The organism is Falsiroseomonas frigidaquae (genome assembly GCF_012163145.1).
GTDB lineage: Bacteria > Pseudomonadota > Alphaproteobacteria > Acetobacterales > Acetobacteraceae > Falsiroseomonas > Falsiroseomonas frigidaquae.
In genome coordinates this window covers 1-19,659 of the sequence record NZ_JAAVTX010000006.1, presented here as the reverse complement: position 1 = coordinate 19,659, position 19,659 = coordinate 1, and the positions used below count along the sequence as shown (strand labels likewise).

At 69.7% G+C, this 19,659-nt stretch carries 17 protein-coding genes; 8 read left to right on the top strand and 9 right to left on the bottom strand.

Translation table 11 applies throughout. The features are described 5' to 3' along the window. The first annotated feature begins 2 nt into the window (after positions 1 to 2). Positions 3 to 677, top strand: coding sequence for a DUF1045 domain-containing protein (locus HB662_RS19650; protein WP_168051924.1), 675 nt, complete (start codon positions 3 to 5; stop codon positions 675 to 677). Here HB662_RS19650 and phnN read toward each other — a convergent pair. After that, on the bottom strand, positions 616 to 1,146 hold the full coding sequence (phnN, locus tag HB662_RS19645) for a phosphonate metabolism protein/1,5-bisphosphokinase (PRPP-forming) PhnN (RefSeq protein ID WP_245185777.1): 531 nt from the start codon (positions 1,144 to 1,146) through the stop codon (positions 616 to 618). The genes HB662_RS19650 and phnN overlap by 62 nt on opposite strands. Positions 1,147 to 1,279: 133 nt before the next feature. On the opposite strand from phnN, the gene HB662_RS19640 reads away from it, so the two are divergent. The 3 genes from HB662_RS19640 (at position 1,280) to HB662_RS19630 (ending at position 4,913) form a co-directional block, all read left to right on the top strand. Then, positions 1,280 to 3,067: a gamma-glutamyltransferase family protein gene (locus HB662_RS19640; RefSeq protein ID WP_168051920.1), complete on the top strand. Its 1,788-nt coding sequence runs from the start codon at positions 1,280 to 1,282 to the stop codon at positions 3,065 to 3,067. 77 nt (positions 3,068 to 3,144) lie between these two features. Next, the gene (locus HB662_RS19635; RefSeq protein ID WP_168051918.1) at positions 3,145 to 4,113 is read left to right on the top strand and encodes a Bug family tripartite tricarboxylate transporter substrate binding protein; all 969 of its coding nucleotides are present in this window, start codon (positions 3,145 to 3,147) and stop codon (positions 4,111 to 4,113) included. A gap of 104 nt (positions 4,114 to 4,217) precedes the next feature. Next, positions 4,218 to 4,913, top strand: coding sequence for a calcium-binding protein (locus tag HB662_RS19630; RefSeq protein ID WP_168051916.1), 696 nt, complete (start codon positions 4,218 to 4,220; stop codon positions 4,911 to 4,913). 21 nt (positions 4,914 to 4,934) lie between these two features. Here HB662_RS19630 and HB662_RS19625 read toward each other — a convergent pair whose 3' ends face one another. From HB662_RS19625 to HB662_RS19610, 4 genes are all read right to left on the bottom strand, one after another. Then, positions 4,935 to 6,149, bottom strand: coding sequence for a glycosyltransferase 61 family protein (locus HB662_RS19625; RefSeq protein WP_168051914.1), 1,215 nt, complete (start codon positions 6,147 to 6,149; stop codon positions 4,935 to 4,937). Between the two features lie 7 nt (positions 6,150 to 6,156). Further along, entirely contained in the window at positions 6,157 to 7,854 is a 1,698-nt protein-coding gene (locus HB662_RS19620; RefSeq protein ID WP_168051912.1) for a thiamine pyrophosphate-dependent enzyme, read from the bottom strand. A 78-nt stretch (positions 7,855 to 7,932) separates the two neighbouring features. Next, complete coding sequence (locus tag HB662_RS19615) at positions 7,933 to 11,094, bottom strand: efflux RND transporter permease subunit (RefSeq protein WP_168051910.1); 3,162 nt, start codon at positions 11,092 to 11,094, stop codon at positions 7,933 to 7,935. Between the two features lie 96 nt (positions 11,095 to 11,190). Then, the gene (locus HB662_RS19610; protein WP_168051908.1) at positions 11,191 to 12,306 is read right to left on the bottom strand and encodes an efflux RND transporter periplasmic adaptor subunit; all 1,116 of its coding nucleotides are present in this window, start codon (positions 12,304 to 12,306) and stop codon (positions 11,191 to 11,193) included. 284 nt (positions 12,307 to 12,590) lie between these two features. On the opposite strand from HB662_RS19610, the gene HB662_RS19605 reads away from it, so the two are divergent. Further along, positions 12,591 to 12,845: an Lrp/AsnC ligand binding domain-containing protein gene (locus HB662_RS19605; protein WP_168051906.1), complete on the top strand. Its 255-nt coding sequence runs from the start codon at positions 12,591 to 12,593 to the stop codon at positions 12,843 to 12,845. Positions 12,846 to 12,942: 97 nt separating this feature from the next. Here the strand turns inward: HB662_RS19605 and HB662_RS19600 are convergent, their stop codons facing one another. Next, the gene (locus HB662_RS19600; RefSeq protein WP_168051904.1) at positions 12,943 to 13,914 is read right to left on the bottom strand and encodes a Bug family tripartite tricarboxylate transporter substrate binding protein; all 972 of its coding nucleotides are present in this window, start codon (positions 13,912 to 13,914) and stop codon (positions 12,943 to 12,945) included. Between the two features lie 210 nt (positions 13,915 to 14,124). On the opposite strand from HB662_RS19600, the gene HB662_RS19595 reads away from it, so the two are divergent. After that, the gene (locus HB662_RS19595; RefSeq protein ID WP_168051902.1) at positions 14,125 to 14,376 is read left to right on the top strand and encodes a hypothetical protein; all 252 of its coding nucleotides are present in this window, start codon (positions 14,125 to 14,127) and stop codon (positions 14,374 to 14,376) included. Position 14,377: 1 nt separating this feature from the next. Here HB662_RS19595 and HB662_RS19590 read toward each other — a convergent pair whose 3' ends face one another. The 3 genes from HB662_RS19590 to HB662_RS19580 all read right to left on the bottom strand — a co-directional run bounded on the left by HB662_RS19590 (position 14,378) and on the right by HB662_RS19580 (position 18,370). After that, positions 14,378 to 15,874 (bottom strand): amidase, encoded by a 1,497-nt coding sequence (locus tag HB662_RS19590; RefSeq protein ID WP_168051900.1) that lies wholly within the window; start codon positions 15,872 to 15,874, stop codon positions 14,378 to 14,380. 38 nt (positions 15,875 to 15,912) lie between these two features. Next, positions 15,913 to 17,520 carry a gamma-glutamyltransferase gene (gene ggt / locus HB662_RS19585; protein WP_245185776.1) on the bottom strand — a complete coding sequence of 536 codons (1,608 nt, stop codon included), beginning with the start codon at positions 17,518 to 17,520 and terminating at the stop codon, positions 15,913 to 15,915. Positions 17,521 to 17,608: 88 nt separating this feature from the next. Beyond that, entirely contained in the window at positions 17,609 to 18,370 is a 762-nt protein-coding gene (locus HB662_RS19580; protein WP_168051898.1) for an SDR family NAD(P)-dependent oxidoreductase, read from the bottom strand. 102 nt (positions 18,371 to 18,472) lie between these two features. On the opposite strand from HB662_RS19580, the gene HB662_RS19575 reads away from it, so the two are divergent. Next, positions 18,473 to 18,811 carry a tRNA-binding protein gene (locus HB662_RS19575; protein ID WP_168051896.1) on the top strand — a complete coding sequence of 113 codons (339 nt, stop codon included), beginning with the start codon at positions 18,473 to 18,475 and terminating at the stop codon, positions 18,809 to 18,811. A gap of 69 nt (positions 18,812 to 18,880) precedes the next feature. Further along, on the top strand, positions 18,881 to 19,369 hold the full coding sequence (gene gpt, locus HB662_RS19570; RefSeq protein WP_168051894.1) for a xanthine phosphoribosyltransferase: 489 nt from the start codon (positions 18,881 to 18,883) through the stop codon (positions 19,367 to 19,369). Positions 19,370 to 19,659: the final 290 nt, after the last annotated feature.

The window sequence follows — 19,659 nt, the reverse complement described above, 5'->3', positions numbered from 1 at the left end:
GCATGATGCGCGCCGGCATCTACTGGGCGCCGCGGCTGGAAGACCCGCTGCACCGGCTCGGCTCGCAATGGCTCGGCCGGGATACCGAAACCGGCGCCACCATCCGGCAGCCCGCCCTGCCCGGCCTCGACATCGCGGAGATCACCAGGGATGCGCGCGGCTACGGCCTGCACGCCACGATGAAACCGCCCTTCCGCATTGCCACCAGCTATGCGGCGCTGCGCGAGGATGCCATGGCGCTGGCGCTGCGGACACGGCCCTTCGCCCTGCCGCCGCTGCACCTGGCCGAGCATCACGGCTTCCTGGCGCTGCTGGAGACGGAGCGATCCGACGACCTGCAGGCGCTTTGTGATGCCTGCGTCGCCGGCCTCGATGCGCATCGCGTGCCGCCGACGGAAGACGAGATCGCCCGCCGCCGTCCCGAACGCATGACCGCGCCGCAGCGGGAAAACCTGCACCGCTGGGGCTACCACTATGTCTTCGAGGAATGGTGGTTCCACGTCACGCTCTCGCGCCGGCTGAATGAGGCCGAGATGGCGGTGGTACGCCCCGCGCTCGCCGCGCATCTTGGCGACGTGCCGGCCCAGCCCCGCCGGGTGACGGAGCTGTGCCTGTTCACCCAGGCGGGGCCGGGTGCGCCTTTTCTGTTGGCCGAGCGTCTGCCGCTGCTCGGCTGAGCGCGGCCAGCACGCGCTCCACCCCCTGTTCCACGCTGCCGTCGTTGAGCACTGTCTCGACCGGCAGCGCGGCGGGCAGCACCGCCTCCCTCGCCAGGCGGGACTCGATATCCGCGGCCGATTCGCGGCCGCGCGCGGCCAGCCTCGCGGCCAGCACGTGGTACGGCGCCGTGATGTTCAGGATACGCATGGGGTAGCGCGAGGCTGCCTCCGCCAGCACGGTGCGGGACAGGTTGGCGACCACGACGCGGCCGCCTTCCAGCGCAACCTCCATGGCGGATGGGATGCCGTAGAGCAGCCCATGCGCCTCCCACCACAGGGCGAAGCCGCCTTCCTGCTGCATCCGGCGGAATTCCGTGACGCTGAGCGGCAGGTGGTCCTCGCCACCCGCCTCGGCGGGGCGGGTGATGTGGCGGCGGGCGAAGACGAAGCGCGGGTCGCGTGCCAGCCGCGCGCGGGCCGCGTCCATCAGCGTATCCTTCCCCGCCCCGGAGGGCCCGACCACAGGCACCAGCATCGTTGTTCTGCACCGCAATATTGACCATGACGCTTCTGCCTGCGCCTATCGGCAGTCTCAAGCCGCAAGACGGAAATACCCGCAAATGTTCACGACGCGCCCCGAAATCGCCGGCACTTTCGGTGTCGTCGCCTCCACCCACTGGATCGCCTCGCAGGTTGGCATGGCGGTGCTGGAACGTGGCGGCAACGCCTTCGACGCGGCCGTCGCCGCGGGCTTCACGCTGCAGGTGGCGGAGCCGCATTTGAACGGCCCGGGCGGCGACTGCCCGATCATCATCCACGACGCCAAGGCTGGCGCGCAGCGCGTGATCTGCGGCCAGGGCGTGGCGCCGGCCGGGCTGACCGTCGCACATGTGAAGAACGAGCTGGGGCTGGACCTGATCCCCGGCACCGGCTTCCTGCCCGCCATGGTGCCTGGCGCCTTCGACGCCTGGGCGCTGATGCTGCGTGACTACGGCACCTGGTCGCTGCGCGACGTGCTGTCCTACGCCATCGGCTACGCCCATCGCGGCATCCACTACGTACCGCGCGTGGTCGCCACCCTGAACACGGTGAAGCCGCTGTTCGAGACGGAATGGCCGACCAGCGCCGAGATCTGGCTGCGGAACGGCGGCCCCGTCGCCGGCGGCCTCTACGCCAACCCCACCCTCGGCCGGACGTGGGAGCGGGTGCTGCGGGAGGCGGAGGCGGCGGGCCATGACCGGGTGGCGCAGATCGATGCGGCGCGCAACGCCTGGTATGGCGGCTTCGTCGCCGAGGCAATCGGCGAGTTCTTCGCGAAGGAGGCGCTGCTCGATGCCTCCGGCCAGCGCCACAAGGGCGTGCTGACGGCGCATGACATGTCCCATTGGCGCGCCAGCCAGGAAGCCCCGCTGCGGCGCGAGTATCGTGGCCACACGGTGCTGAAATGCGGCGTCTGGAGCCAGGGGCCGGCGATGCTGCAGACCCTCGCGCTGCTGGAGGGCTTCGACCTGGCGGGGATGGACCCGATGGGCGAGCAATATGCCCACACCGTGATCGAATGCATGAAGCTGGCCTTCGCGGACCGGGAAGCCTTCTACGGCGACCCCGATTTCGTCGATGTGCCGATCCACCATCTGCTGTCCGACGAATATGCCGCCGAACGCCGCAAGCTGGTGGGCGAGGCCGCGAGCCTGGATCTCCGCCCCGGCAGCCTGCCCGGCATGGCGACCCCCTGGGTGGACCATGACGCGGTCAGCCGGATGGAATTGCTGACCCGCGCGCCGGGTGCCGGCGAGCCCACGGTGGCGCGCCTCGGCGTCTCGGGGGCTGATACCTGCCACATCGACGTCATCGACGCGCAGGGCAACATGGTCTCCGCCACGCCCTCCGGCGGCTGGTTCCAATCCTCGCCGGCGATCCCGGGCCTGGGCTTCTGCCTCGGCACGCGCGGGCAGATGTTCTGGTTGGACGAGAACCTGCCGAACGGGCTCAAGCCGGGCAAGCGGCCGCGCACCACGCTGTCCCCGGCCATGGCGCTGAAGGATGGCCGCCCCTGGATGAGCTTCGGCACGCCGGGCGGGGAACAGCAGGACCAGTGGCAGCCCATCATGTTCACCCGCATGGTGGACCACGCCATGGGCATCCAGCAGGCGATCGACGCGCCCGCCTTCCACACGGAACACTGGCCGAGCAGCTTCTGGCCGCGCGTCGCCCGCCCCGGCAAGGTGGTGCTGGAAGGCCGCTACGCGCCGGAAGTCGCCCGGCTGCTGACCGCGCGCGGGCATCTGGTGGATGTCGGCGGCGACTGGTCCGAGGGCCGGCTGACCGGCGCGCGGCAGGAAGCCGATGGCCAGTTGTTCGCGGGTGCCAATCCGCGCGGCATGCAGGGCTACGCTGTCGGTCGCTGACGGCGGCCGTTAGCACTTGTAGGCGGCCCTGATCTTGCATTGAATTGATCGATTCAATGCCGGTCCGGAGTCCGCCCATGATCAGCCGTCGCCACCTGCCCGTCATCGCGGCAGGTCTGCTTGCAACGCCCGCACTCGCCCAGCCTGCCTGGCCGGCGCGCCAGATCCGCCTGGTAGTCCCCTACCCGCCCGGCGGCGCCAGCGACATCGCCGGGCGCCTGCAGGCGCAGGCGCTGTCGGATGGCCTGGGCGTTCCGGTGGTGGTGGACAACCGCGCCGGCGCGGGCGGCACCATCGGCACAGCGCATGTCGCGCAGTCCGCGCCCGATGGCTACACGGTGATGATGGCGAGCCCTTCTTCCCACCTCGGCGCGCCGCTGCTGTTCAAGACACCGGGCTATGAGGGGGTGGACGACTTTTCCGCAATTGCCACCTTCGCGACCGGCACCGCCATGGTCTGCGTGCATCCAGGCCTGCCCATCAACAACATCCAGGAACTGGTCGCGTATGCGAAGGCCAATCCAAGCAAGCTGAACTATGGCTCGGCCGGTGCCGGTGGCGCCAACCACATGCTCGGCGTGCTGTTCATGCAGCGCACCGGCACGGAACTGACGCATGTGCCGTATCGCGGCGCGGCGCCGGCGCTGGCGGACCTCATCGCCGGCAACATCCAGGTGGTGTTCGACAGCTACTCCGGCATCATCGGCACGGTCCGCGCCGGCCAGGTGAGGGCGCTGGCGGTGACCAACCCGACGCGCTGGCCGCTGGCGCCGGAATACCCGACCGTGCAGGAACAGGGCGTGCCGAATTACGACCTGCCGAGCTTCTCGGCCGTGATGGGGCCGAAGGGCATCCCGGCGCCGATCGTGGCGCGCATGAATGCCGCGATCAATGACGGGCTGAAGAAGCCGCAGATGATCGAGCGCCTGGCCGCCAACGGCAACGCCCCCTACCCCAGCACGCCGGAAGCCTTCGCGACGCTGATGCGGACCCAGCGCGGCCTGTGGCAGGAACTGGTGCGCTCCACCGGGCTGCAGCCGGAGTAGCCGCCGCCACAGGCAACGCCTTTCGCCGCGAAAGGCGTTGCGGGCGTGGCGCGGGGGCGGCGCCATCCTGTACCACCACAGGGAAAGCAGCAGGATCAGCCCCCATGCCGGCACAGCATTTCCGCGGAAGACAGCCGCTGAGCGAGGCGGAGCTGGCACGGGTCACGGGCGGCAAGGGGCAGCCAGCCCCGGTGGAGCCGGAGGCGGGCATGTCCTTCATCGACCATGGCGACGCCGATGCCAGCTTCACCGGCGGGGCCGGCCAGGACACCATCCGCATGGGCCAGGGCGACGACAGCGCGGCCGGCAGCGCCGGCAACGATGTCATCCATGGCGACAACTTCATGGCCGCGAGCCTCGTGAATGGCGACCCGGTCGAGCTGGTCTTCTCCGGCAACGACACGCTCGATGGCGGCGCCGGCCAGGACACCATCTACGGCGACAGCGCCGGCAACCCGGCCATCGGCGGCGATGACGTGATCAGCGGCGGCACCGGCGACGGCGCCGCGGACCGGGCCTTCGGCGGCGCCGGCGACGACAGCTATGTCTGGCGCCCCGGCGATGGCAGCGACCGCTTCGACGGCGGCAGCGGCCTCGACACGCTGCACCTGCCCAACCTGCCCGAGGACATCCTGCGGATGGGCCTGACGGTCGATGGCGGGCTGGAACTCCGCAGCCTGGGCAACGGCCTGTTCGGCTTCTTCGACGCCGCCGGCAACCCGGCGACCGCCAGCGGCCAGGTCACCGTCAAGGGCGAGACGATGAGCTTCGCCGGGTTGGAGCAGATCAGGCTGGGTTAGCGCGCGATCCGGACCCACGGATCAGGCCGCCCCGGCTCCATCGCCCCGGGCGCTGCGCCAGGGCATCCGGGCGGCCGGGATCCAGGCATGGTGCTGCCGGGGCGCCAGCCGGCGCAGCTCCGCCAGATGCGCCGCGATGGCGGCGGCCACCTCCTCTGCCGGCGGCACCTGCCAGTGCCGCGCATCGAGGAATCCCGCCGCTGCCAGATCCTGCCCCAGAAGCGCGAAATCCGGCACGGCCCGCGCCTTCCGCCAGTTCACCCCGACCAGGCTCTCCTCCGGTGAGGGCTGGCCCGGCGAGGCGGAAGCGATGACGCCAGCAATCCGCGTGAACTCCGCTGGTGGCGGCAGCCCCGCCACGCGAAGCTGCCGGAACATCGGCGGGTGCCGGACGCCAAGCCGCCAGAGCATGCCGAGCCGCACATCATCCGGCAGGTGGATGGCCGCGAGATGAATGGCGGAGCCCTCGGCACAGACCAGCGTGGACAGGCCGCGATAGGCCTCCACCTGCTGGGCGATCGACAGCATCTCCGGATGGATCACCCGGTAGCCGGCGCGGGCGAAATTCGCATCCAGCGCACCCTCCAGGATGAAGCTCGGCAGGTCGGAGGGCAGGCGGCTGCGGGACAGGTAGCCGCGCCCGGTCGGCACCCCGGGCGCGGCGGTGCCGCGCAGGAAGCGGCGGTGCAGCCGCGGCGCTTCCGGTTCCCCGGGCGTGTCGAGCAGGGAAAGCTGCTGGGGAACCACCAGCCGCGCGACCCGGACCGGCGCGGTCACCACGTGGATCTCCGGCGGCGGCGCGATGCCGAGCAACGCAAGTATCTCCGGCAGCCACGCCGCATCCGCCGGCCCATGCGCCACTTCCGGCTGGTTCGCGCCCAGGCGCCAGTCGAAGGGCAGGAAGATGAGCCCGCGCGGCGCCTCGTCGAGGCCCGGCCAGGCCCAGAGCCGGCCGAGGGATTCGTTCACGAAGTGTCCGAAATGCCGGCGCAGCCAGCCGCCGAACAGCCAGGTGCCCGGCAGCCACTCCGCCTGCACCGACGGGGCGATGGCGGCCGGGATGTTGGCGGTATTGCCGCCGACATGACGCGCGAGGTCGAGCGGCTCGCCACTCCCGGCATAGACCCCGCCATCATAGACGGTGCGCCCCTGTGCCCCGGGCCGCAGCGGCGGTTCCTGCCAGCGGCCCGAGGCGGGGATCAGCAGCGCATCGTCGAGGACCTCGATGCGCGGCACCGGCCCATCAGGCCTTCTTGGCCTGCGCCCGAAGCTGCTCGATGGTGGCGCGGTTTGTCACCTGTTCCGGGTTCATGCGGATCTCGATGATCGCCGCCTTGCCGCTCGCCTTGGCGCGCTGGAAGGCGGGCACGAGTTCATCGGTCGCCTCCACCACCTCGCCATGGCCGCCGAAGGCCTCGATGAAGCGGGCGAAGTCCGGGTTGGTCAGCTTGGTGCCGGAGACGCGGCCGGGATAGGTGCGCTCCTGATACATGCGGATGGTGCCGTACATGCCGTTGTTGAACACCAGGATGATCGGTGCCGCGCCCTGGTGGAAGCAGGTCGCCATCTCCTGCCCCGTCATCAGCGCGCCGCCATCGCCGACGAAGCAGACCACGGTGCGGTCCGGGTGGGTGATGGCCGCGCCGATGGCGGCCGGGATGCCATAGCCCATCGCGCCATTGGTCGGCCCCAGGAAATCCTGGCCCTCGCGCACATGCATGAAGCGGTTCGGCCAGGTGGCGAAATTGCCGGCGTCGGAGGTGTAGATGGTATCCGCCGGCAGCACCTTTTCCAGTTCCTGCAGCGCCACGGCCAGGTTCAGCGGGCCCTCGTAGCTCGGCGCCTTGGCCTGAGCCTCCCGCGCCGCACGCACGGCCTTGCGCCACTCGCCCCAGCGCGGCGCGTCGATGCGCGGCAGTGCCGCGGCGGCCTTCGCGAAGGCGTTGACGTCGGCGGTGATGCCGAGCGCCACGCGGTGCACCCGGCCGATCTCCGCCTGGTCCTGGTGGACCTGGATGATGGGCTGCTTCCCCGCGAAATCGAACAGCGTGTAGCCCTGGCTCACCGGCTCACCGAGCCGGGTGCCGAAGGCCAGGATCAGGTCGGATTCGCGCGCCTTCGCCACCAGCCCGGCATCGGCACCGACGCCCAGGTCGCCCGCATAATGGGCGGAAGTTCCGTCGAACAGGCCCATGCGACGGAAGGACACGGCGACGGGGATGTCGTTGCCGACCAGGAAGTCGCGGATCGCCGCCTTGCCTTCCGGCGTCCAGCCGCTGCCGCCGAGGATCGCCAGCGGGCGCTCCGCCTTGCCCAGCATCTCCATCATCCGGTCCAGCGCGGCCGGTGCCGGATAGGCGGGCATCACGGCGCCCGGGCCGATATCCGGCACGCTGGCCAGGTCCTTCTGCATCTCCTCGCTCAGCGCTACCACCACGGGCCCGGGGCGGCCGCTAGTCGCGACATCGAAGGCATGGGCCATGAGTTCGGGAATGCGCGCCGCCTCATCGATCTGCGTCACCCACTTCGCGATGGGGCCGAAGAAGCGGCGGTAATCGACCTCCTGGAAGGTTTCGCGATCCGTCTCGTTCATCGGGATCTGGCCGACCAGCAGCACCAGCGGGGTGCTGTCCTGGAACGCCACATGCACGCCGATCGCGGCATGGCAGGCGCCGGGTCCGCGGGTGACGATGGCCACGCCCGCCTTGCCGGTCAGCTTGCCGTGCGCCTCGGCCATGTGGACGGCGCCCGCCTCGAAGCGGCAGGTCACCAGCTCGATCCGGTTGCGCTGGTTGTAGAGGCCATCCAGCAGGTCGAGGTAGCTTTCCCCCGGCACGGCGAAGACATGGGTCGCGCCATTGGCGACCAGCGCATCGGCCAGAAGCTGGCCACCCGTGCGGGCCTCGATGCCGTTGGAACTCTGTGCTGCCGCATGCGCCACGCCGGACTCTCCCGATTTTGCTAAGGGAGGATTTAGCGCGGCACGGCGGCCGCGCCTACTCCGCCAGGCGGGCGCGGGCTACTCCGCCGGCGCCGGGTGATGCACCGGCTGCTGCCGCTCCAGCTCCGACAGCTTCTGCGCGATGGCGCCGATCGGCCGGGTGAAGGGCGCCAGCAGCAGGTACAGCGCGGGCACCGCATACAGCGTCAGGAAGGTGGAGAAGGTGACGCCGCCGACGATCACCACGCCCAGCGCCTGCCGGCTTTCCGCCCCTGCCCCGGTCGCCAGCGCCAGCGGCAGCGCGCCGAAGGCCGTCGCGATGGAGGTCATCAGGATGGGGCGCAGCCGGGTGACCGAGGCCTCCAGCACCGCATCATGGATGGAAAGCCCGCGGTCGCGCAGCTGGTTGGCGAATTCCACCACCAGGATGCCGTTCTTCGCCATCAGCCCGATCAGCAGCACCAGCCCGATCTGGCTGAAGATGTTCAGCGAAAGCCCGGTGAATTGCAGCGCCAGAAGGCCGCCCGTGACCGCCAGGGGCGTCGACATCAGGATGATGAAGGGGTGGATGAAGCTCTCGAACTGCGCCGCCAGCACCAGGAACACCACCAGAAGCGCCATGGCGAAGGTCACGTACAGCGCGCTGGAGCTTTCCTTGAACTCCAGGCTCTGCCCGCGATAGCTGATCCGCGCCTCGGGCGGCAGCACTTCCCGCGCCACGCCTTCCATGAAGGCCAGCGCCTCGCCCAGCGTGTAGCCGGGGGCCAGCGAGGCGCTGATGGTAATAGCGCGCACCCGGTCTTCCCGCGCCAGGGATTGTGGCCGGGCACGCTCGCTCAGCGTCACCACATTGGACAGCGGCACCAGCCCGCCCTGGGAGGAGCCGGAGCCGGCGATCAGGCCGAGCTGCCCGCCATTACTGGTGCGGACGAAGATGTTCTGCAGGTCATAGGGGCTGGCGCGGTCTTCCTCCCGCGCCTGCAGCAGGATCTTGTACTCCTGCCCGCCCTGGACATAGGTGCCGACCTCCCGCGAGCCCAGCATCGTCTCGATGGTGCGGCCCATGGACTGGATGGAGACGCCGAGCTCGGCGGCCTTGCGGCGGTCGATCTCGACGCGGATCTCGGGCTTGGTCTCGCGGTAGTTGCTGTCCAGGTTCAGCAGCCGGGGATTCTCCCGCGCCCGCGCCAGGAAGGCATCGCGCCACTGCACCAGCGTGTCGTAGCTGGTGCCACCGATGACGAACTGCACCGGCGGCTGAAAGCCGCGCTGGCCGAGGGATGGCGGGTTCAGCGCGAAGGCGCGCACGCCGGGGATCGCCAGCAGCCCCGGCATCATCTCCGCCGCCAGCACCTGCTGCTTGCGGTCGCGCTGGTCCCAGGGGGCCAGGCGCATGAAGATGTTCGCCACATTGGCCTGCGCCGGCCGCTGGAAGCCGCCGACGGTGGCGAAGAGCGAGGCGATCTCGCCGCTTTCCACATAGGGCCGCAGCACCCGCTCCACCCGCTCCACATGCTCATTCGTATAGGTGAAGGACGCGCCTTCGGGCCCGGTGGTCGGGATAATGATGACGCCGCGATCCTCGGTCGGCGCGAATTCCTTGGGCAGAATGGCGAATAGCAGCACCGCCAGCCCGGTCAGCGCGGCAACCGCGCCCATGGTCAGCACCGGCGCCGCCAGCGCGCGGCGCAGCGTGGTCCGCAGCAGCCAGTTCATGCCGAGGAAGAAGGGCTCGGTCCAGCGCACCAGCCTGCTCTCGCCCTCATGCGCCTTGAGCAGCTTGGAGCACATCATCGGCGTCAGCGTCAGCGCGATGAGGCCCGAGAACAGCACGGAGGCCGCCAGGGCGAAGCCGAATTCGGTGAACAGCCGCCCGGTATTGCCACCCATGAAGGACAGCGGCACGAAGACCGCGATCAGCACCAGCGTCGTCGCGATCACCGCGAAGGCAATCTCCCGCGCGCCGCGCATGGAGGCGAGCAGCGGCGCCTCGCCTTCCTCGATCCGGCGGTGGATGTTCTCCAGCACCACGATGGCGTCATCCACCACCAGGCCGATCGCCAGCACCAGCCCGAGCAGCGTCAGCACATTGAGCGAGAAGCCCAGCGCCGACAGCGCGATGAAGGACGCGATGATCGAGACCGGGATCGCCACCGCCGGGATGATGGTGGCGCGCCAGGACCGCAGGAAGAAGAAGATCACGACCACCACGAGGATCAGCGCGATCATCAGCGCGTGCTCCACCTCGTAGATCGACTGGGCGATGAAGGTGCTCTCGTCATAGCCGATGACGACTTCCACCCCATCCGGCACCGTCGCGCGGATGCGCTCGACCTCCGCCTTCACGCCTTCAGCGACCGACAACGTATTGGCCGTGGATTGGCGCAGGATGCCGAGGCCGACGCCGGGCTTGCCGTTGATGCGGTAGCCGCCGCGCGTATCCTCCGGCGCCACCTCGATCCGCGCCACGTCGCCGAGCAGCACCTGCCCGCCGGCGGACCGCGCCAGCACCACCTGACGGAACTGCGCCGGCTCGCTGATGCGGGTGTCGGTGCGGACGGTCAGCTCGCGCGCCGTGCCCTCGATACGGCCGCCCGGCAGCTCGATGTTCTCGCGGCGGATCGCGTCCTCCACGTCCTGCACCGTCAGGCCGCGGGCAGCCAGCGCCTGGCGGTCGAGCCAGATCCGCATGGAGGGCTTGCGCTCCCCCAGCACCAGCACCTGCGCCACGCCTTCGACGATCGCAAGCTGGTCGGCGAAGCGGCGACGGGCGATCTCGGTCAGTTCCATGCCGGAGAGCTGGTCAGACACCAGCGCCACCCACAGGATCGGCCGCGCATCACCATCCACCTTCTGCACCACCGGCGTATCCGCCTGGTCCGGCAGCCGGGCCAGCGCGCGTGCCACGCGGTCGCGCACATCGTTGGAGGCGGCATCCACGTTGCGGGAAAGCTGGAACTCGATGGTCACCGCGCTGCGCTCGTCGCGCGACAGGGAGGTCATCACCTTGATGCCCTCGATCCCGGCCACCGCGGCCTCGATGATCTCGGTGATCTGGGTGTCCACCACGCCGGCGGAGGCGCCGAGATAGGTGGTGGTGATGGACACCACCGGGGGGTCGATCGCCGGATATTCGCGGATCGGCAGCTTCATCAGGGACGCGATGCCCAGCACGATGAGCATCAGGCTGATCACGGTCGCGAAGACCGGTCGCTTGATCGAGATGTCCGAGAGCACCATCGTGCGGCTTCCCTGGTCTAGGTCTTCAACGCGAGCAATGGAGGTCTGCCGCAAAGGCCCTCTCCCCCATGAAACATGGTGGAGAGGGCCTTCCTGCTAGGAGGTCGGGCGGGTCATCGTCTCGGTCACGCGCACCGGGGCATCGTTGCGCAGGCGCTGGATGCCGCGCACCACCACCACATCGCCGGCCTCGACGCCGGAAACCACCTCGACCTCGCCGCGCAGGCGCTGGCCGAGCCGGACCTCGATGCGCTTCGCGCGGTTGTCGCGGATGGCATAGACGAAGCTGCGGTCGCCGAGCGGGTCGATCGCCTCCTCCGGGATGAGCAGGGCGTTGGCGCGGGTGGCCAGCACCAGTTCCACCGTCATGAACAGGCCGGGCTTCAGCGCCTCATCCGCATTGTCGAATTCGCTGATGACGCGGACGGTGCGGGTATTGGTATCGATGCGCGTGTCGATCACGGCGACGGTGCCGGTGAAGCGCCGGTCGCCGAAGGCGGCGCTGCGGGCGCTGACCTGGCTGCCGACCTGCACGCGGGCCAGGAACACCTCCGGCACCGAGAATTCCACCCGGACCCGGGCGATGTCGTCCAGCGTGGTCACCACAGTGCCGGGCTGCACCAGCGCGCCGACGCTGACCTGGCGCAGGCCGACGCGGCCTGGGAAAGGCGCGGCGATGCGCAATTCCTCCAGCCGTGCCGCGGTCGCGCGCACGCGGCCCTCGGCCTGGCGGGCCTGCGCTTCCAGCGTCTCCAGCCGCTGGGCGGCGATGGACTGGCCGGGCTGCAACTGCCGGGCACGCTGCGCCTGGCTGCGGGCGTCGTCATACTGCGCGCGGGCCTGGTCCAGCTCGGCACGCAGCGCGGCGGCCTCCATATCCACCAGCATGTCACCGGCGGCGACCTTCTGGCCTTCCTCGAAGCGGATGTTGGTGACGATGCCCGAGACCTTGGCCGTGATCGCAACAGCGTTCCGGGCGCGGACGGTACCGACCGATTCGGTGCGGTCCACCACCGCGCCGGTGCGCACCGGGGCAACGGCGACGCCGACCGGGCCGCCCGGCCCGCCGCGCTGCTGCGCCGTCGGGGCGGCTGCCTCCAGCCCGACCAGCGCCAGGGGGCGCGGCAGGCCGACCTGCTCACCATAGATGTGCCAGGCGGCGCCGGTTCCGACGATCAGGGCCATGACGGCAAGCTGCGAAGATGTACGCATGCGACCCCAATTCTGACAGCGTTGTTCTCGCCCGGCACCACCGGCGCGGGGAAGCCACCGTTACCGTTCGTCACCAGTTGCAGAATACGTCATCACGAGCGCGGGATGGCAGCCGGCAAATGACCCACGATCCGGGATTTTGCAAGCCGCGGGGCGTGAAAGCCACGCAAATCGTCATGCAAGCTTCGTGCCTCTCGGCCCCGCGCCGACCGACCGCGCCCGGCCCCTTCCCGCCGCGCCGCCGCCGCGCCAATCTGCGCCCCCAGAAGGCAGGAGTTGAGGCGATGCGAGCCATCTTCGTCATGGTGAAATGCGAGATGGGCCAAGCCTATCGCGTGGCGCGGGAGATGGCGGACGGCATCCCGGAGCTGTCGGAGATGCATTCCACCAGCGGGCAGTACGACCTGCTTGGCAAGTTCTACCTCGAGCCCGACCAGGATATCGGCCTGTTCGTGGTGGAACGGGTGCAGAGCGTGCCGGGGGTGAAGGACACCTATACGCTGCAGACCTTCAACGCCTTCTCGGGCGGCAAGGCCTGAGCTTTCGGAGGACCGGCCGGGAAGGCCGGCGACAAGGCGCCGCAGGGTCGGAAAGGACCCCGCGGCGCCGCGCCGCCCGGTACTATGGAACGGGCGTTCAGCCGGCCTTCTGGATGCGGCCGTGGCGCAGCGCCTCCGCCCAGCGCGCATCATCGGCAACAAGGAATTCCGCGAAGGCGGCAGGCGGGCGCAGATCCATCTCCAGCCCGAGCGTCTGGAACCGCTGCACCAGCGCGGGGTCGCGATAGGCGGTGGCGACGGCCGCATGGATCTGCTCGGCCAGCGGCAGCGGCAGGGATTTCGGCCCGAACATGCCAACCCAACTGGCGATGTCGTAGCCGGCGACGCCCGCTTCCTGGGCCGTCGGCACATCCGGCATCAGCGGCGTGCGTTGCGCGGTGGAGACGCACAGTACCCGCACCCGGCCGGTGGACAGATGCGGCATCGCGCTGGCGGTGCTGGTCCAGCCGCAGGGCAGATGGCCGGCGACGATGTCGTTCATCATCAGCCCGCCACCGCGATAGGGCACATCCTCCATCTGCACGCCGGCCAGGCGGGCGAATTCGGTGCCGGCAAAGCGCGTCACGGCCTCTGTCTGGCCGAAGCCGATGGCGCCGGGCCTGGCGCGCGCCGCCGCCAGCAATCCGGCCACGTCGTTGAAGGGCTGTGCGGTACCGGAGACCATGACCAGCGTCTGCGTCGTCATCTTCGCGATCGGCCGGAAATCCGCCAGCGGATCGTAGCTGAGGCTGGCCATGACGTACTTGTTCAGCGTGTGAGTGGAGGTGACCATGCCGATGGTGGTGCCATCGCCATCCGCCTTGGACAGCGCATCGCTGCCGATGGCGCCATTCGCGCCGGGCCGGTTCTCCACCAGCACCGGATGACCGAGCGCCGGGCGCATCGCCTCCGCCACCGCCCGGGCCAGGATGTCGGTGCCGCCGCCCGGCGGATAGGGCAGGATCACCCGCACGGGGCGGCCGGGGTTCCAGGCTTGTGCCTGGGCACCGGCTGGCAGGGTCAGCAGGAAGGGCGTGGCCAGCAGGCTGCGGCGCGTGGCACTGATCATGGGACGTCTCCGGTTCGGCACGCCGTGTCCGGAAGGCCGGCGCCCTTGCCGACACCTTAGCGCCCGCCGACGCCAGGCAAATAGACCCCGTCTGCGACACGGAATGAAACGCCCGCCATGCCGCCGCCATGTTAAGGACGCGCCTGCCTTGGCGCTGCCCTCAGCCTGCCGCAGCAGCAAGCGATAAGAAGGGCCTCGGAGGATCAGATCATGCGCGTGCTTCCCGGCCTTGCCCTCGCTGCCAGCCTGCTGCTGGGCGCCTGCCAGAACCCCGATGGCACGCTGAACGTGCCGGCCTCGCTCGCGCTTGGCGCCGGTGCCGCGCTGGGCGTGGCGGCCATCGCCTCGGCGAACGACAACCACCACAGTCACCGCGGCTACTACCGGCAGCCTTCCTATGGCTATTCCCGGCCGTATTACGGCCGGGGCCATGGCTACAACCGCGGCTATCGCCGCTGGTAGGTCACCCCCAGGTGCGGAAGTGCTGCATGCCGGAGATCGGCGGTGCGGCCTTCAGCGCCGTGATATCCGGCACCGGGCGGGCCAGGCTGGCATCGCCCGCGACGGCCGCCTCGATCGCCACCGCGACGGCCATGACCAGCGCATCGCCGCCGCGCGGCCCCACGATCTGCAGGCCGAAAGGCAGGCCGGCCTCGTCCACGCCCAGCGGCAGGCTGATCGCCGGGTGGCCCACCAGCGTCACCGCATAGGCCAGCGACAGCCAGTGGAAATAGGTGCGGGTCGGCTGGCCGTCGATCTCGGCCGGGTACAGTTCGGTCCAGGGCCGCGGGCTGATGGTGATGGCCGGGCTGATGAGGATGTCGTGGTTCTGGAAGAAGCCCTGCCAGCCGCGATAGATGCGGGTCTGCTCGCTGGCCGCGCGGGAATAATCCGCCAGGGAGTAGCGCAGGCCTTCCTCGACATTGGCGATGATGTTCGGCCCGCAATCCTGCGGCCGGGTCCGCACCTTCTCCGCATGGGCGGACAGGAAGCTCGCGGCGCGCAGCACCTCGAACGCCTCATCGGTGCCACGGCAATCGGGGCTGGCTTCCTCGACCCGGCCGAATAGCGGGGTCAGCGCGGCGACGCGGCTGGCGAAGACGCGCCGGATGTGCTGCTCGGTCGGCGAGATGCCGAAATCCGGCGTCGCCGCCACGCGCAGGCTGCCGAGGTCCACGGCCATGGGTGGGAACAGGTCCCGGTCGCCACCGCGCACCCGGCGACCCGGCAGGGTATAGGCCAGCGGGTCCACCGCATCGTCATCCGCCATGGCGTAGAGCAGCAGCGCCGCATCCTCCGCCGTGCGCGCCATCGGGCCGAGCACCGGCAGTGCCGACCAGCCATGGCCGCGCCGCTCCGCCGGCACCAGCCCCGGCGAGGGCCGGTAGCCGACGATGCCGTTGAAGGCCGCCGGGTTGCGCAGCGAACCACCGGTATCGCTGCCCGAGCAGATCGGGAACATGCCGCAGGCCAGCGCCACGGCGGACCCGCCGGAGGAGCCGGCGGCGGAGCGCGTCGGGTCGAAGGGATTGCCCGTCGCGCCATAGACGATGTTGCGGGTATTGGCGCCGGCACCGAATTCCGGCGTGTTGGTCTTGGCCGTGACGATGGCGCCCGCCTTGCGGATATTCGTCACCATCGCCTCATCCTTGGTCGGGATGTGGTTTGCGAAGATCGGGCTGCCCCAGGTGGTCCGCAGCCCCTCCACCTCCTCCAGGTCCTTGATGCCGATCGGCAGGCCGTGCAGCGGGCCGAGCTTGGCACCCGCCATCACGGCGTCTTCCGCCTGCTTCGCCGCCACCCGCGCCCGGTCCTCATCCAGCGCGACCACCGCATTCACCGCATGGTTCACCGCGGCGATGCGGCCGAGGCAGCTTTCCAGCAGTTCCACCGGGGACAGCTTCTTCACGCCGATCAGGCGGCGCGCCTCGACGGCGGAAAGGTCGCAGGGTTCGGTCATCGGGCGGGGTCCTTCTGTCAGGGAAGCGGCGGCGCGGCCTAGTAGCCGAGCGCGCAGCCATCCTTGCGCGGGTCGGAGCCGCCGACCAGACAGCCGCGCTCCCGATCGATCAGGATCGCCTGGCCACCGCCATGCGGCTTGTCGATCAGCGCGCATTCATGGCCGAGGCGGTTCAGCCGGTCGATCACGCTGGCGGGGATGCCGCGCTCCACCTGCACCTTGCCCTGGTAGGGGAACAGCCGCGGCGCATCCAGCGCCTCCTGCACGTCCAGGCCGTATTCGAAGTGGTTGGCCAGGAACATGGACTGGCCCATCGGCTGGTAGTGCCCGCCCATCACGCCATAGGGCATGATCGCCTCGCCGTTCTTCATCACCATGCCGGGGATGATGGTGTGCATCGGCCGCTTGTCTGGGGCGATGCAGTTCGGGTGGCCTTCCTGCAGGCGGAAGCCGAAGCCGCGATTCTGCAGCATCACGCCCGACTTCTCCGCGAAGATGCCGGAACCGAAGCCCTCGAACAGCGAGTTGATGAAGGAACAGGCGTTGCCGTCGCGGTCCACCACGGTCAGGTACACCGTGTCCTTGTGCTTCTGCCAATCGGCCTGGCCGGCCTCCGGCATCTCGGTCATCGCCTTGTCGTCACTGATCAGCTTGGCCAGGTCGGTGATGTAGCCCTCCGACAGCAGCTTCGCCAAAGGCACCTCGACCTGGGACGGGTCGGCCAGGAAGGCGTCGCGGTCGCGATAGGCCAGGCGGGCGGCCTCGATATGGCGGTGGAAGCGCTCGGGGCTGAGGAAGCCCTGCTCCGCCGTACCCAGCTTCTCGATCATGCCGAGGATCATCAGCACCAGCAGGCCGCTGCCATTCGGCGGGCACTGGAACACCTCCATCCCGCGCCAGGCGCGGCTGATCGGGTCGACGAATTCGGCGACGCGGGCGCCGCGGGCGAAATCGGCCTCGGTATGGGTGCCGCCGGCGGCGCGCAGCGTGGCGACCATGTCGGCGGCAATGTCGCCCTCATAGAAGGCCTTGGCGCCATGCTTGCCGATGGCGCGCATGGTGGCGCCCAGCGCCGGGTTGCTGAACTTGTCGCCCAGCTTCGGCGCGGCGCCATCCTTCAGGAAGTACTTCGCCGCCCCGGCATGCTTCGCCAGCTTGCCGACCGAGCTCTCCCAATCCACGGCGACGCGGCCAGACACGAAAAAACCTTCCTCGGCGTAGCGGATGGCGGGCGCCAGAAGCTCATCCAGCCCCTTGGTGCCATGCGCCTTGTTCAGCGTCTCCCATGCCGAGATCGCGCCGGGCACCGTCACCGAATGGGCGGAGGTCGGCACCATGGCGGTCAGGCCCGCGGCACGCAGCGCCTCCGGCGTCGCACCCATGGGCGCGCGGCCGGAACCGTTCAGCGCGATGACCTGGCCCTTGCCGGCCGGTGCGTAGAGGCAGAAGCAATCGCCGCCGATGCCGGTGGAAGCGGGCTCCACCACGCCGAGCACCGCCACCGCCGCGATCGCCGCATCCAGCGCATTGCCGCCGGCGCGCAGGATATCCAACGCCGCCAGCGTCGCCTGCGGCATGGAGGTGGCGGCCATGCCATTGGCGGCATAGACGGCGCTGCGGCCGGGGGCGTGGAAGTCGCGCTTCATGCTGGGAAGACCTTCTGGCAAACTGTCGACACCGCTTTTGACGCCGGACTGCCCCCCCGGCAAGCCGACCAGGGGTCGCGCTTGTCGTTTATTGCGTCAGGAAGCCGCCATCGATCACCAGGCTGGTGCCGGTGACCATGGCGCTGGCCGGGCTGGCCAGGAAGACGATGGCGCCCATGATGTCCTCCACCGTCATGATCCGGCCGAGCGGCATGCGGCGGATCTGGCTGGTGCGGACCTTTTCATCGGCCAGGAAGGCCTGGGTCAGCGGCGTCTCCACGAAGCCGGGCGCCACCGCATTCACCCGGATGCCCTTCGGGCCGAGCTCGAAGGCCATCGCCTTGGTCAGCCCCTCGATCGCGTGCTTGGTAGCCGTGTAGACGGTGCGGTTGGCGCCGGCGACATGGCCATTGACCGAGGACAGGTTGATGATGGCGCCGCCCCTGCCCTGCTCCACCATGCCCTTCGCCACCGCCTGCGCCACGGTGAACATGGCGCGGACATTCAGGTCCAGCAGCCGGTCCACGGAGGCATCGGGCACCTCCAGGAAGGGCTCGCGGATATTGGTGCCGGCATTGTTCAGCAGGATGTCGAAGGGGCCGGAGGCCTCTACCAGCGCCCGCACCGCCTCGCGGTCCGTCACATCGAGCTGTGCGGCGCGGGCGGCGTGGCCGGCCTCGCTCAGAGCGGTCGCCGTCTCCTCCAGTTCCTCCAGGCTGCGGGCGGCCAGCACCACCTCGGCCCCCGCGGTGGCCAGCGCCACGGCGCCGGCGCGGCCGATGCCCTTGCTGGCGCCGGTGACCAGGGCGCGCAGCCCATCGAGGCGGAAGGCGGGGGTGACGGGAAGCATTCTCGGGGATCTCCTGGGATGCAAGCAGGCCCAAGCCCATGCGCCGGAGGGCTGGATCGTGCAAGGCCTTCCCCACCCGTGCGCCACAGGCTAGGGATAGGCATGGACCCCATCTCCTTCGACGATTTCGAGAAGGTCGATATCCGCGTCGGCACGATCATCGACGCGCAGCCCTTCCCGGAAGCCCGCAAGCCCGCGATCCAGCTCTGGGTGGAGTTCGGTGGCGCGCTGGGGGTGAAGAAATCCTCCGCCCAGCTCACCGTCCACTACACGCCGGACCGGCTGATCGGCCGTCAGGTGATGGCGGTGGTCAACTTCCCGCCCCGCCGCATCGCAGGCTTCGAGAGCGAGGTGCTGGTGCTCGGCGTGCCGGATGAGAATGGGGCCGTGGTGCTGCTGAAGCCGGACCTGAAGGTACCGGACGGCGGCAAGCTTTTTTGACGCCGGACTTCAGGTTCACCCACGGCGGCAAGCGTTTCTGACCACCTTCGGCCAACAGGATTCGAGAAAATGGCGCCGCGCTACTACACGGTGACCTGGGACCAGCTGCATCGCGACGCCAAGGCCCTGGCCTGGCGGCTGGTGGAGCGCGGCCCGTGGAAGGGCATGGTCGCCATCACCCGCGGCGGCCTGATCCCCGCCGCGATCATCGCGCGGGAGCTGGATTGCCGGCTGATCGAGACCGTCTCCGTCGTGACCTATGACGAGGAGCACCGCGGCGAGCCCGAGGTGGTGAAGCCGCCCGCCGCCGCGCTGGAAAGCCAGGGCGAGGGCTGGCTGCTGATCGACGACCTGGTCGATACCGGCACCACCGCCCGCCTGGTCCGCAAGATGCTGCCCAAGGCGCATTTCGCAACGGTCTATGCCAAGCCCGCCGGCAAGCCGAATGTGGACACCTTCATCACCGAGGTATCCCAGGACACCTGGATCCTGTTCCCCTGGGACACGGAGCCGCAATTCATCGCGCCCATCGCCAAGGCCCACGCCAACGGCAAGTAGGCGGCCAGGGTCCCGCGCAGCTCCGGCCCGGCCGGCGCCTGAGCAAAAGCAGAGTCCCCCGGCAGGGCAAATCGCAACCTGCGCCCGCCGAAGGCGGGCGAGCGGCCGGACGGCCGCCGCCGCAAATGCGGCGAGCCAAGCCGCCGGAGGCGGCGCCCGGCGCCTGAGGGCTCAGAAAGCCTGAGGGCTTAGGCTCTGCACTCATAAAGCTTGCGGCGCGGCGGCCAGGTTGATTCAAGGCTCCTGATTGGTGGGAGCCTTGGGATGGCGCGGTTTGACCTGGCGGACGG

Coding starts and splice junctions, on each gene's coding strand:
- HB662_RS19630 (WP_168051916.1), top strand. CDS start 4,218: ATGCCGGCACAGCATTTCCGCGGAAGACAGCCGCTGAGCGAGGCGGAG.
- HB662_RS19640 (WP_168051920.1), top strand. CDS start 1,280: ATGTTCACGACGCGCCCCGAAATCGCCGGCACTTTCGGTGTCGTCGCC.
- HB662_RS19600 (WP_168051904.1), bottom strand. CDS start 13,914: ATGATCAGTGCCACGCGCCGCAGCCTGCTGGCCACGCCCTTCCTGCTG.
- HB662_RS19575 (WP_168051896.1), top strand. CDS start 18,473: ATGGACCCCATCTCCTTCGACGATTTCGAGAAGGTCGATATCCGCGTC.
- phnN (WP_245185777.1), bottom strand. CDS start 1,146: ATGGACGCGGCCCGCGCGCGGCTGGCACGCGACCCGCGCTTCGTCTTC.
- gpt (WP_168051894.1), top strand. CDS start 18,881: ATGGCGCCGCGCTACTACACGGTGACCTGGGACCAGCTGCATCGCGAC.
- HB662_RS19590 (WP_168051900.1), bottom strand. CDS start 15,874: ATGACCGAACCCTGCGACCTTTCCGCCGTCGAGGCGCGCCGCCTGATC.
- HB662_RS19580 (WP_168051898.1), bottom strand. CDS start 18,370: ATGCTTCCCGTCACCCCCGCCTTCCGCCTCGATGGGCTGCGCGCCCTG.
- HB662_RS19615 (WP_168051910.1), bottom strand. CDS start 11,094: ATGGTGCTCTCGGACATCTCGATCAAGCGACCGGTCTTCGCGACCGTG.
- HB662_RS19650 (WP_168051924.1), top strand. CDS start 3: ATGATGCGCGCCGGCATCTACTGGGCGCCGCGGCTGGAAGACCCGCTG.
- HB662_RS19610 (WP_168051908.1), bottom strand. CDS start 12,306: ATGCGTACATCTTCGCAGCTTGCCGTCATGGCCCTGATCGTCGGAACC.
- HB662_RS19635 (WP_168051918.1), top strand. CDS start 3,145: ATGATCAGCCGTCGCCACCTGCCCGTCATCGCGGCAGGTCTGCTTGCA.
- HB662_RS19595 (WP_168051902.1), top strand. CDS start 14,125: ATGCGCGTGCTTCCCGGCCTTGCCCTCGCTGCCAGCCTGCTGCTGGGC.
- ggt (WP_245185776.1), bottom strand. CDS start 17,520: ATGAAGCGCGACTTCCACGCCCCCGGCCGCAGCGCCGTCTATGCCGCC.
- HB662_RS19605 (WP_168051906.1), top strand. CDS start 12,591: ATGCGAGCCATCTTCGTCATGGTGAAATGCGAGATGGGCCAAGCCTAT.